The sequence below is a fragment of the Pseudobacteroides sp. genome, from assembly GCF_036567765.1.
In the GTDB taxonomy this organism is placed as follows: Bacteria; Bacillota; Clostridia; order Acetivibrionales; family DSM-2933; genus Pseudobacteroides.
Genome location: NZ_DATCTU010000123.1, coordinates 1 through 12,698 on the forward strand (window position 1 = coordinate 1; position 12,698 = coordinate 12,698).

Sequence of the window (12,698 nt, forward strand, 5' to 3'; positions counted from 1 at the left end):
TGGAACGATAATCAGCTATTCTTTCCTTCCAAATATCGTGTTTTATATTACTTGACATCAATACCTCCCAGAACTATTATTTTAAGGTATTATCTCAATAAATTACTCTTCACTCAAGATACAGTCGGTTTGACACTTACGAAAGAAGAGGCAATCCCGCAAATGGTAAAACCGACTTCATAGATGCGGAAAGTGTTGCAAGAGTTCTCCTTACCAGACTTTCTACAGTCGGATATTTACTGGACAATTGGGACACTGGTAAGAAAACGGGCCAGTATTGTAAATGATAATATCACTCTTAAAAATCAGGTCCAATCCTACATTATTCAGCACTATCCCTCATATAAGTCCTTTTTTAGTGTCTTTGATTGTGCAACGGGTCTTGAATTCTGGGAGCGGTTCCCTTCCCCATCCAAGCTAAAAGATATTACAGAGGAGGAACTTGGAGCAATACTTTATGAGAAAAGCAGCGGCTTTTTTGATGTTGTAAAGGCAAGGTTTATCTTAGAGGCAATTGGAAAAGATGGAGATACAAGCACTGAATTTCAGGATTCCAGAAACTTTATAGTTCCAAGTACGATTAAGGAAATAAAGCACAATAACAATGAAATTACCATGATTGAAAAGGAAATTAAGGCACTAATGAAAACATTGCCGTATAAACTGGAAACTATGAAAGGTATTGATTTTGTTACTGCTGCTGCCATAATTGCCGAGGTAGGCGACATAAAAAGGTTTGCAAATTCCGATAAGCTGGCAAAGTTCGCTGGATGTTCACCTATTAGCCAGTCATCAGGTGACACAGAAAGAAATATCCGCAACAGGTTCGGAAACCGCCGATTATATTACATTTTCCAAGGTATTGCAGCAAGAAACATAAGTGCAGGAAGAAACAAAAAGAAGCCTGTAAACGGTCTTTTCTACGAGTATTATCATCGGAAGATATCACAAGGCAAAACATCAGGTCAAGCTATAAAGGCAGTTACAAGAAGGGTTATAAACATTGTCTACGGCCTTATGAAAAGCGGTAAGCCCTATGTACACCCACAAGAAGAAAATATTAAAGGATAATATTTCTTAACATATGGAAGAATGATATAATATTTATACTTGAATTACAGGAAGGAAAAATTAAAATGGAAGATAAAATGTTTGAATTGATGACTAAAATGTATTCGGAGTTTTCGGAAAAATTCAACTCCATGGACAATAAGATAGATGCTGTAAATAGTGATATAAAAGGCATAAAAAATGATATCATAAGGATTGAAAACAAGCTGGATAACAACTCAAAAGCTTTGTTTGATGGATATAATCAAACATATGAAGAGGTCAAAGAAGTGAAAAAAGCAGTTGAAGAACTCTCTGCAAAGGTAGAAACTCAGGAAGTTGAAATTAAAGTAATCAAAGGAGGAAAAGCCTAATACATAAACAATTGAACCTTGAAAACAAACTCAACATATATAGCCATCTGAAACCGGATGGCTACTATATTTGAAGTACATATTACTTCGTTAAGGAATGTATGATCCGCAGATAGCGAGATTTCTGCAGGAGGACACGTATACTGGCGACCCAGGTGATCCGTTAAGTCTTAACTTATACACTTATTGTCATAATGAACCTATAATGTACTGGGATCCTACAGGGCATGCAGATTTATATAATCACTTTATGGTTGGTTATGATGTTCTAAAACAAAATAATATGCTTGATAAGTTGGATGAAAAGTCTCTGGAGGCATATTTTGCAGGGTTGATATCGCCTGATTTACCAGACTTGCAAATAGATGACAAGGGAAAAGTAATTTTCAATTCCCTTGATGCAAAAAAAGAGTTCTCTGAGGCTATGGATAAGGTGAAAGAAACAATTAAAGAACAAATAAAATCTATACCTGGTGCAAAGTTTGTCTACAATATTATAAAAGAACCTGTAGAATGGGTTGGTAGGCTAAAAAATACTGTAAGTTACTGGTTCTGGGAATCCAGCTACGTTGGCCCAATAGCCAAAAATATTCCAGGAATAAAGGATACTACGACGTTACAATCACACTATGGGAATCTTCAGTATTGGCATTCAATGGCAGACAGTGAGTGGAGTGCGAAAGATACCCATACAAAGGTAGTTCTTGAAACAAATAAGCGGGTTGCAGACTTTATTGACTTTAAAAATAAAGGGGATTTACAAGGGGCGTATTTTAGCTTGGGAAAAGCATTACATTATCTTACAGATTCATGGACCCCTTCACACACAGAAAGAAACTCAAATGGTGAAATAACTATGTTTCAAGTATACGGCAAGCAGGACTTAAACCAACATAGTCTTTACGATGATTTGTTTAGGGCCAGTAGAGATAACTACAATAAAGCTGTTGCTAACAGTACAGCTCTATTTAAAGACGCGATGAACAAAAAGGTTGACTCGTCTAAATACTACAAGTTATCACCGAAAGCAACCGTAGGGGTATCCAAAGGAATGGAACAAAAAAGCATTTCCCAAATATACAAGACAGAGCCGTGGAAGAAAGCTGATGAAATAGAAAAAAGGAAAACGAATTCATCTGGATGGTTTGGTGATAATGTGGTTAAGCCTGTACAAAAGAAAGCTAAGGAAGTAATTAAACCCATACAAAAAAAGGCTGATGAGATAATAAAACCTGTACAAAAAAAGGCAGATGAAATTTTCAATAACGCAGGAAGCAAATTGAACGATCTAAAAAATGGATTTGTAGATTGGCTCGGAAGTAAGTTAAAGTAACTTATTGGAGAGACATATGGTAGGGGGGAGAATTCAATGAAAAGAATGTATATCGGGTTATTAGTAGTTGCTATATCTGGTTTACTATTAAGCTGTAGTGTTGGTGTTAAAGATAACAGTACTAAAGTACTAGATATAGGTGATTATCTATACTATGGTAAATATCTGGATAAACCAATTTTATGGAGAATCATTAACCTTGATAAGAGTGGTAACCCAATGCTTTTTTCTGAACGAATCTTATGCATAAAGCCTTTTAATGGAGCTAATGGTGGCGGGGAGGAAACTTACAATTTTGAGCTGTTAAATAAGCATATACGTGTTTATTGGAAGGATGCAAACTTGCGTCAATGGCTTAACAGTTCAGATCAGGTCATAAAATGGGAAGGTGTACCTCCTTCATTAGAATATGTATCGAGAAATCCATACGAATTAGAAGCAGGATTTTTATCAGATAAAAACTTTACTAGAAATGAAAGGGAAATTTTATTAAATCATAAGCATGATGTACTTCTTTCTGAAAAAGATGAAAAAGAGAAAGAAGGGGGCAGTGATTCGTATTATCCAATACAAAGTGGAAGGGCAGCAAATAGGCTGGATGATGCAGAAAAGGATTATAGCAATATATATTACAAGACTTTCACAGACAAGGTTTTCCTTTTATCAACGGTTGAGATAAAACGATACGTGTGGGATAGGGGATGGGAATGCAGAAGAAAGCCTACAAAGGAAGCAGTAAAAGTAAACACTGTAAGAGGTTTTAGTGATAAAGATTACTGTCAATTCTGGCTTGAAACACCACATTGCTTTGGTGATTCTATATGGGCTTTAAGCGAAGAAATGAGGTCTTTGCCAAAGTCTCCGGGTCTTGTAACTAATTGTCCTACGGATGGATACACAGGTGTCTGCCCTGCGGTAGTACTTAATAAGGATTTATGTAAAGTTAAAAGCGGAAAGGGAAGCGAGAATAAACCTTATGAGATAGTTCCAATATCAGGTGAGTAACAATAATTTTTAGAGAGTCTTACTTAAGTATATTTTGCCGCATTCATTGCACAAATAGTAATAATGTGATCATTATTCCTGATGGTACCACACTGAGAGTGGTAGCTAACTTTTTACTAAAAATCAGAGCCTTGAGTACATTTGATAGTGTACCAGGGCTTCTTTCTTGAAACCATCAGAGATATCACGATATCATGGCTGCAGACTGCAGAAACATATTTATACTTTATAATGCACAAAATAGGTATAGAAATTCCTTTCTTGAATGATATGAAAGTGTTGCGTTTATCTTAATCTAGTAGTCCATATTTGCAACGTTTTTGTCTTTTACATAAACTGTTTTTATGATAAAGTTCAATTTATCGGACATTGTGAGAAATATAACCAGTAAAATAAATAAGGAGTGCAAAATGGAGCAAAACTCTCACAAAATATTTCAATGCTTATATTGTGGGAATACAACCTTAATGAATTACTGATGGCTCTAAGACTTTCCTTCTAGGTGTTGATTTGGGTATATTATATTGAATACTGCTCCCTAACAATGATATACTATGAGCATCTAAAACATGGTGGTGGTGCTCATTGACGCGAATGATAGGTTTGCAAAATTTCTATCCTAAGGACATCGAAATAATTATGAAATCTGAAACTTCCAATCAAATTATAATAAACATGAAGTCGAGAACCAAAAGCCAAATATGCCCTAAATACAATGCCCCCAATTGTCAAGACAATTTTTTTGTTGCTCTAAGTTAGGTCTCCTTTCTTTGTTTGTATTTTATGTTTCACTAGGTCGATTAGGTATCGAAATTTTGAAAATGTAGGGAGGGTGTAGCCCGAGTGGAATTTTCAAAATTTCGCCGCTTCGCGGGATGGACCTAAATAACCGCTTTAATACTTCTGACATTAAAATAAATATCTGCTGGTGTTTCATAGCCCAAGGATTCATGTGGTCTTACATTGCTATAGTATCCTATATAGCCCTTTGTAATCTGCTTTAATTGAGATCCAGCATCATAATCCTCCAGATAAAGCTTTTCCCATTTGTATGACCTGAAAAACCGCTCTATCCTTTGATTATCTAGTGCTCGTCCCTTTCCATCCATAGAAAGCTACATTGCCTAAGAACTGTAAACTTCTTGGTTCCGTATTCTGAGTTGGTTTGTTCGACTGCCTTTTCCAATATGTTTACTCAACTATAGTATAACTTTTTACTATAACAATACAAGGTTTTAAAATAAAGAAATTGGCATATAATTGTTACTATTTTCATTAAAATGTTTTGCCAAAATTATTATATCCGCAATGTTAATAGAGTTATCCTTATTAAAATCGCAGTCAGATCTGAAGTATTGGTCATCTGAATTTGTTGAATACTTTTGCAATTTCTACTAACCTTTCGAGCCGCTTATACAAATTCTATAATTACCATATTTTATGTTAATAAATGTGTTGTGTGATTGATAAACTACATTTTTCGTTAAGGTAATAAATTACTATGGGTGGGCTCTGAATGAGCATAATATATAAATAGAACGACCCGCTCCGAACCATCCCTGTCAACTTGACTGGGGAAAGTTCGGAGTGGGTTGTAATGATTACATATGCAAAACATTTATATATAATTTGTGAATTAAAGCATGCTATTGTTCATGATTAATACTATCAATATATCAATCTTCAGGGGGTAATAAAGGTTTTTGAATGAGTGTAGCAGAAATAAAAGCATGAACGTGCCCATCGACCATAGTTGTATTACCATGTGCAAGATGTACATGCTTACCATCTCCAACATCAACTGCTATTCCTGTTCTTATACCAACTTCATGATTATGATCAAAGAAATCGGTATTGACTAATATTTCATGAACATGATTATCACCTGCTACAGGTATAAGCTCACTTGTGACACCAGCAAAACGATGATTATGTCTTTCATCGCCTTATTCCGCCAATTTTGTACTTCCTAAAAACTCATGTGTATGAGTTTGACATGAATTATTTTGATTACAGCTGGAATTTTCGGCAGAATCATAAGTCTCTTGTTCCATATTGCTTAAATAGTTATTTTGTTCCATAAAACATCTCTCGCAAATTTATACAGTAAAGTATATTTTTGAAAAGATTATCTTATAACCTATCATACCAGTTAACTCATATAAATATGTACAGAAGTCTAATGATATTGTTAATATAGATATACTAAATTCAGTTAAAAGAAGTATTGATAGCCAAGTAAATGGCTGCTAATTAATTGAAAGTTATATAGTTTCAATTTTATCACCAGAACTTATTATGGAACTATATAACAAAGGTATACATAATATAAATTATGGATACAAAAAATATAAAGAAAGGTGATTAATATGTCATTACCCAATATACCCAATATTTCTCCTGAAATAGATCTTAAAACCAAGGACGTTATTAACTTACTTCTTGCGTCTATTGCACTCGAAGAGATTGGCCTATCGCATGTTATTAATGCAGAAGCTGAAAAGATACAATTTGTTTTGGGATTAACAGGTGCTAACAAACCAACTATTGAACAGTTGGAGGCTATAAACGAAAGTGTTAAGAGTGTATTGGATAGTGTTGTTGATACGCAAGAACTTTTACAAGCAAAGCTTGAAAATATTCTAGGTATAATTTCAACAACAACAACTACTACAAGCACAACAACAACAACTACTACAAGCACTACGACTACTACAACAAGTACTACCAGCACTACTACAACGAGTACTACAACAACAAGAACAACAAGTACGACAACTACTACTTCATCAAGCACTACAAGCACAACATCCACTTCGACAACGACAACTTGTCGTCGTATTTATGATGAGATAACAGAAACTTTTTATTGGGCTTAATTTTATAGCATAATTATTTGCGATCAAACCAATTGTAAGGAATTATGTCGTTTGCATGTCCTGACATCAGAGGACTTTAAGCATAAATATGCCATAATTCCTAAAATCAAAGAATGCTTTACTGATGTAAAGCATTCTTTCTAATGCTAGCGGAGGGACATTATGCGTAGGGCAATTGTTATTTTTCTAGAAAATAAACGTCATTTGATGCTTCAATTCGGATGCCTCTACAAATCGCTAAAATTTATTCAGCCTAAAGATACTGATTTAATTGTATTTGGCACAAGAGAAGCATTAAGTTTAATACCGGATGATTGTATAAAGGTTGAGTATAACCCTATAAGTTATTTACCTGAATGGAAGAACTATCATTATATTAATTCAATAAGCTGCCTGGCTGATAATAATTCCAGTTTTCTTGAGCAATATGACTTATTACTTCGTACTGACGCAGATGTATTTTTAGCACCTTCGTGGAATTCTTTCTATCCCGATTATTATACAGTTGGGCAAGGTTCTTATGTTAACGATAATGAGACTAAGGAGAATATAAAGCGAATTGCAAAACTCTTTAATCTTAAACACAAAGGAATTTTTAATATAGGTTCGAGCCATTATGGAAGTTCTAAATTAGTGAGGGAAGTATGTAAATTAGCAGTTCTTATTGCAAAACATATTATCAATTCAGAATTTAAAGACAATGAAGGCAGTTGGCCTGGATGGTGCCGTGGAGTGACTTCAATGTATAGCACCGAGATTGCAGTAAATCATCTGGTAGATACAGTACGTATAGATGGAAGCAGGTTAGATTATGATAGCACTAGTGATGACTATATTACTAATCATCCACATATACATTGCTGGCATACAGATAATTTATTTTCAAAGTTCTGTTTTGAAGGCGGTAAGTATGATCAATATAAAATAGATGATTTAGATGCAAATAAAGTTAGAGAGTACTGTTTGTATATTGCACTAAAAACAAAACTTGAGATACCTTAGTAAAACATGCACCTTTTATATTAGTGACTTGGCATTTTCCCTAATATACTTCAAATTCTGATAGGCCGATATTTTCGCCTGATGCCTGTGAAATTATCAGCTTAATCCATGTTATTGACTTTGGTTGGAAAGATATAACATCACCACTTCCATTATTAGTTAGGGGTCCAACTTCAATAAAATCCCCATCGCTAAAGGTCAATGTTGCCTTTTCTATATGATCAATAAGGTTAGGTCTGTCATAAAGCACAATACATTTTACCCATTGTGGCATAGGCCAACTTAGTTTTATCCAGGCACCATTCAATTCTCCTGTCGTAACCCACTCCTTCTCAGTATAGCGTGGGTACCCGTCCCTTATACCGTCTATCGCCTTAGTACCTAGCTGACCGTAATCTGAATTCTCCGAAGATACTTCAACTTCAGCATTTAAAGCTATGTTTGAAAAGTCTCTAACCCAAAAAAACTCATTGCTTTTTGCAAAAGAATTAAGATAATACGGAGCATAAATTTGCGAATAATATTTATTAATTGCTTGATATTTTTTATTAAATTCACGCGGAACTACTTGCATATTATCAGGAACGGGAATACTTTCTATTGATTCCCATTTTAAGGTTGTAAGATCTTCTAATTGTGGAGGCTTTGTAAAAGGAATTATGGAAAATGGGTCAATCTCCCTTGATGGCCAGGAATTTTCATCCCCATTTACAGGATGAATAAGACTCTCATGCAGTTTAGGTGAATAGCTAGGAATCTGTTTCTTTATATTAATTATTGAATCTACAACAAATAAATATGCAGTACTGTGATCGCTGTGGCCATCGTAAAGAGAGGTCACATATATATCATCAGGTAAATTCATTTTAACTGCTGCTTCAATATCCGACATTATAGTTTTTTTATTGTAATCACCAGGTGTGCCATATAGTAAACTATGGAAATCCTTAAATGAGGCAAAATTGGGATTTGAATTTAAGGAAATACCATATGTTTGCGATCCAACACTTGTTTTTATTATATCTGTATCAGATTCAGAGTAATATAATTTTCTTAGAAAGCTATCTTCCTTGGACATTCCTGTATCTCCATATCCAAGAAAAACAATGTCTTCAATTTTTAATCCAAGAAAGGTTAAAGCGTCTATAGATTCGCTTAAGCGTATTTGACCATATATTTTGTTACTTGCCCCATAATCCCCATTCGTAAGAATTACGACTTTGACTCTATTTCCTTCTATAACAGCATTTTCGATTATTCCTGAAGTCATAAGTACCTCGTCATCAGGATGTGGTGCAAATATCATAATACTTTTCACCTGTTAGACCCCCCTACTATAGCAAGCAATATACTAGATTTCCAATAAAGGTTCTAATTGATTCTTCCAAACCCATTTGGGACTGTATCTTTGCCTGACCATAGCCTTTGCGAAAATCACACTATTATCAAGCATTAAGTTTAGAACTATTTCTGCATGTTCTTCCAGATAAAATCTCTCTGAAGGATTGTATTTTTCCTTGGTATCATAGCCAAAGTTTCTTGCATCCCACCTCATAAAATACGCATGAAGTTTTTTGCCCAGTTCTTCAAGTGCCGGGACTGATTGGTTTAATATGAGAAAATTTCCTCTACTTGCCGCTTCAAGTATGGTAAGTCCAAATGACTCTGAAAATGAAGGACATACAAAAAGGTTTGATAGTGTAAAGAGCTCTAATACAGATTCTCTTGGAAACCCATTGGGATAACCCATATCAGATGTAAAAGCTATATCTTGGACATTAATTCCAAAATTATATCCCATAACTTTTATTAATCCTTTGTAAGTTAAAGGATTTATATCACTGGAAGGGAAATCACAGAAAATAACTTTTACATCTCTTTCTGTTTTTCTTTTCATTGCACCGGCGAAAGCTGCAACTTTTTCGAATTTTTTACCTTGTGTGAGTCTACCTGGATAGACTATTAATATATCTGGTGATAATATATCGAATTGCGATGAAATTGATTTTGTTGCTTCACTCATACCTGACAGTAAATCCAGACTATTATTTATTGCATAACATTTCCCTTCCGATACATTATATTGTTTCGCTAATGCTGGTAATCCAGAAAGTGTGGGATATGCGTAAATAGTATTGGGCATAGGTGTATATCGGGCAGAAAAAGGCCATTCTGTTTTAGAGGGGCGGTTAACCGGTGCCGAATGGGTAAATGCGATAAACCTTATCTTATTTAAGTGTTCCTGGGCTTTTCTTATTGCTACATTATGTACCAAATGCCAACCCTGATAATGAATATCATGCATAATACACACATCAGTATCAGCCAATTTTTCAATTAAATCTTTAGCAATTACATCGGCTTCTTCAAAAAAAGTGTCATGTAATTTGCCAGTTGGACTAGAATAATCATACCAATGGATTAATTGTCCATTAACTCTATTGGCAACTTTAGCCCATTCTATCCTATCATCAAGAAATATTCCGTATTTTTCACTATCATTACAATCCTCACTAACTAGGACCTTAGTTTGTATACCAGCGTCGAGCAATATTTTTAAGTGTTCAGCTACAACATTTACCAGTGAGTATGTGCTATCTAAACCGTTAAACATAGTTAATATAGCCACCTTCATTATTTATTCCTCCATAAAAATTTAATTAAAAATCAATGATATTTTTTACCTTATATCTTATTCTGTGTTAAATAAAACAGTTACAAAGAATAAAAGCTTCGAATCTAGCAAATGGTATTATTGACTTTATATTTTCAATATATTACTGAGGAATAGATAAAGTTGGAAAAAGAGATATAAAAAGTTTGGTTCAACAATATATTTTGTGGTAAATTCATAATTCCATAAAGTACCTTGGCAGGGTACTCTCTCACCAGTTAAAGCTAGTTATGAGATATCATTGTTATTGGCTTGATATAACACCGAATATTCACCGCCTTTTCTCAACAGTTCGTAATGTGTACCCTGCTCAACTACCTTTCCATCTTTTAGTACAAAAATTATATCTGAGTCTACAATGGTAGATAACCGATGAGCGATAATAATTCGAGTACAACCGATACTTTTGAAATAATCCGATACCAATTTTTCATTTAAATAATCCAGTGAACTTGTTGCCTCATCTAAAACCAGTATTTTAGGCTCATTCAATATTGCCCTTGCAAGTGCAATTCTTTGCCGCTGCCCGCCTGATAGGTTCATGCCCATTTCAGAAACTAAAGTGTTATAGCCCATTGGCATACTACTGATATCATAAGCTATTTGAGCTATCTGACATGCCCTTTCCACTTTTTCTAAAGTTATTTCTCCCCTGTCCATTGCAATATTATCATATATTGATTTGTTAAATAATGAAATATCTTGAGGTACTATCCCCATTTGGCTCCTTAAGTATCCCTTGTCAAGCTTATCTATGTGGATATTATTATAGAAAACATCTCCTTCAGTAGGTGCATACAATCCTACCAACAACTTCGCCAAGGTGCTTTTTCCAGACCCTGACTTTCCCACAATGGCTACTTTGTTACCGCTAGGTATTTCTATGCTTACATTTTTTATAACTTGGCTTGAGTGTTTTGAATAGGAAAATGAAACATTATCCAGCCTAATATTTCCGTCTATTTGAGCTTTAATCAGATCTTCAGATATGTTTTCCTTTTCTGTCGTAATAATATCGCCCAATCTTTCCAAATATAAGCTGCTGTTTATAAAGCTAAACCAAATGTTAAATACAGAGTTGGATAATGAAAAAAAAGTATTGCATAGAGAATAAAAGGCAATAGTCTGACCAATGGTAATTTGAGATTTTATTGTGAGGTATACACTGGTCGACAGTATTATTAAAGGCGAAATTACTTTAATAAAAGACATTAATATATCAATATAATTATTCACTTTTTCCTTATAGGAATATTTATTGAGATAAGTTTGATACTTGCTATTCCAAGTTTTAAAAACATCATTCTCGATAGCGGACATTTTTATTCCAAGAATAGAAAAAACTGATTCTATTTGCACACCTTGCACTTTTCCCTGCTCTGTAATCAGATATTTACTATATTCAGCCACATAAGGCTGGCTTATAGCAATTAGTATTAAATTCACAAGGAATAAAATAACTGAGACAAATGTTAATACTATAGACTGATTAGCCATATAAAATATAATAAATAATACGGCACCGCAGTCAATAATTCCATTAATCATTTGGTTTGCAAATGTTTCACGTATAATAAAACTGCTATTTAGGGTATAAAGTATGTCATATTTATTTCTAATATCAAAAAACTTAAAAGGCACTTTTAGGAGATGATAGAATACACCTGTTGATACAGACTCATCAATATGCAATTTCAATCTGATTAAATTTTTATTTTTTATAAAATTAATCGCTATGTATATTAATGAAAATACTCCCAAAAAGATGAGTGAATTTTTTATATAGCCGACATCTTTTTTCGTAATAACATTATCAATCAATTTCTGGATAAAAATAGGCATCCCTAATGTTAACAAATATGTGAAAACTGAGAGTAATGAGATCATCAAGAACAGCAATTTTTTTTGAAAAATTACCGGTAAAAAGTAAAACCAGATGCTCTTCTCTTTTTTACAAGGGACAAATTCTTCATTTGGATGCCCTGCTAAAGCATACTCTGAATATAAAGCTTTGAATTCATCAAGTTCAAATTTTCGTCTCCCATATGCAGGGTCAACGACATAAGCATAGCGGCTGTTAATTTTCTCTAGTATAACAAAGTGGCTATTCTCCCAAAACAGAATTGCAGGTAATTTTATTTGACTTAACCCTTCGGCAGGACTTTTATATAGCTTTGTATCAAAATTCAGTTTTTGCAGTAATCCATTTAACTGTTTGAGGGTACTTCCATCTCTCCCTATATCTAAATAGCTGCGTAGTTCCTGTAATGTCTCATAACTTTTATAGTATCTCAGAATCATACACACGCAGCTCAAGCCACATTCTGTAAGCTGAAGAGATTCCACATATGGAACTTTTCTTTTTAAAAAAATCATTTGCA

10 protein-coding genes and 2 pseudogenes are annotated in these 12,698 nt (G+C 34.1%); 7 read left to right on the forward strand and 5 right to left on the reverse strand.

What is annotated here, in order from left to right; genetic code table 11:
- The 5 genes and pseudogenes from VIO64_RS21260 to VIO64_RS21280 form a co-directional block, all read left to right on the forward strand.
- The coding region (locus tag VIO64_RS21260; protein WP_331921754.1) for a hypothetical protein at positions 1-183 on the forward strand (183 nt) is incomplete at its 5' end.
- Positions 184-192: 9 nt separating this feature from the next.
- Positions 193-1,071 carry a transposase gene (locus tag VIO64_RS21265; protein WP_331921755.1) on the forward strand — a complete coding sequence of 293 codons (879 nt, stop codon included), beginning with the start codon at positions 193-195 and terminating at the stop codon, positions 1,069-1,071.
- Between the two features lie 65 nt (positions 1,072-1,136).
- On the forward strand, positions 1,137-1,424 hold the full coding sequence (locus tag VIO64_RS21270; protein WP_331921756.1) for a hypothetical protein: 288 nt from the start codon (positions 1,137-1,139) through the stop codon (positions 1,422-1,424).
- A 97-nt stretch (positions 1,425-1,521) separates the two neighbouring features.
- Positions 1,522-1,657: pseudogene (locus VIO64_RS23180) on the forward strand (RHS repeat-associated core domain-containing protein); the annotation flags it as partial.
- A gap of 1,136 nt (positions 1,658-2,793) precedes the next feature.
- Complete coding sequence (locus VIO64_RS21280; RefSeq protein ID WP_331921758.1) at positions 2,794-3,762, forward strand: DUF6273 domain-containing protein; 969 nt, start codon at positions 2,794-2,796, stop codon at positions 3,760-3,762.
- A gap of 881 nt (positions 3,763-4,643) precedes the next feature.
- Here the strand turns inward: VIO64_RS21280 and VIO64_RS21285 are convergent.
- Together VIO64_RS21285 and VIO64_RS21290 are read right to left on the reverse strand one after the other, a co-directional pair.
- Positions 4,644-4,877: pseudogene (locus tag VIO64_RS21285) on the reverse strand (integrase core domain-containing protein); the annotation flags it as partial.
- Between the two features lie 561 nt (positions 4,878-5,438).
- Positions 5,439-5,660: a YmaF family protein gene (locus VIO64_RS21290; RefSeq protein WP_331921793.1), complete on the reverse strand. Its 222-nt coding sequence runs from the start codon at positions 5,658-5,660 to the stop codon at positions 5,439-5,441.
- 471 nt (positions 5,661-6,131) lie between these two features.
- On the opposite strand from VIO64_RS21290, the gene VIO64_RS21295 reads away from it, so the two are divergent.
- A complete protein-coding gene (locus VIO64_RS21295) occupies positions 6,132-6,641 on the forward strand; it encodes a hypothetical protein (RefSeq protein WP_331921759.1) in 510 nt (169 codons plus the stop codon).
- Positions 6,642-6,803: 162 nt separating this feature from the next.
- Entirely contained in the window at positions 6,804-7,643 is an 840-nt protein-coding gene (locus VIO64_RS21300) for a DUF7164 domain-containing protein (protein WP_331921760.1), read from the forward strand.
- Between the two features lie 40 nt (positions 7,644-7,683).
- Here the strand turns inward: VIO64_RS21300 and VIO64_RS21305 are convergent, their stop codons facing one another.
- The 3 genes from VIO64_RS21305 to VIO64_RS21315 all read right to left on the reverse strand — a co-directional run bounded on the left by VIO64_RS21305 (position 7,684) and on the right by VIO64_RS21315 (position 12,693).
- On the reverse strand, positions 7,684-8,961 hold the full coding sequence (locus VIO64_RS21305; RefSeq protein ID WP_331921761.1) for a PIG-L family deacetylase: 1,278 nt from the start codon (positions 8,959-8,961) through the stop codon (positions 7,684-7,686).
- Positions 8,962-8,994: 33 nt separating this feature from the next.
- Positions 8,995-10,278 (reverse strand): glycosyltransferase, encoded by a 1,284-nt coding sequence (locus VIO64_RS21310; protein ID WP_331921762.1) that lies wholly within the window; start codon positions 10,276-10,278, stop codon positions 8,995-8,997.
- 267 nt (positions 10,279-10,545) lie between these two features.
- Positions 10,546-12,693, reverse strand: coding sequence for a peptidase domain-containing ABC transporter (locus VIO64_RS21315; protein ID WP_331921763.1), 2,148 nt, complete (start codon positions 12,691-12,693; stop codon positions 10,546-10,548).
- Positions 12,694-12,698: the final 5 nt, after the last annotated feature.

Coding starts and splice junctions, on each gene's coding strand:
- VIO64_RS21270 (WP_331921756.1), top strand. CDS start 1,137: ATGGAAGATAAAATGTTTGAATTGATGACTAAAATGTATTCGGAGTTT.
- VIO64_RS21280 (WP_331921758.1), top strand. CDS start 2,794: ATGAAAAGAATGTATATCGGGTTATTAGTAGTTGCTATATCTGGTTTA.
- VIO64_RS21295 (WP_331921759.1), top strand. CDS start 6,132: ATGTCATTACCCAATATACCCAATATTTCTCCTGAAATAGATCTTAAA.
- VIO64_RS21300 (WP_331921760.1), top strand. CDS start 6,804: ATGCGTAGGGCAATTGTTATTTTTCTAGAAAATAAACGTCATTTGATG.
- VIO64_RS21310 (WP_331921762.1), bottom strand. CDS start 10,278: ATGAAGGTGGCTATATTAACTATGTTTAACGGTTTAGATAGCACATAC.
- VIO64_RS21315 (WP_331921763.1), bottom strand. CDS start 12,693: ATGATTTTTTTAAAAAGAAAAGTTCCATATGTGGAATCTCTTCAGCTT.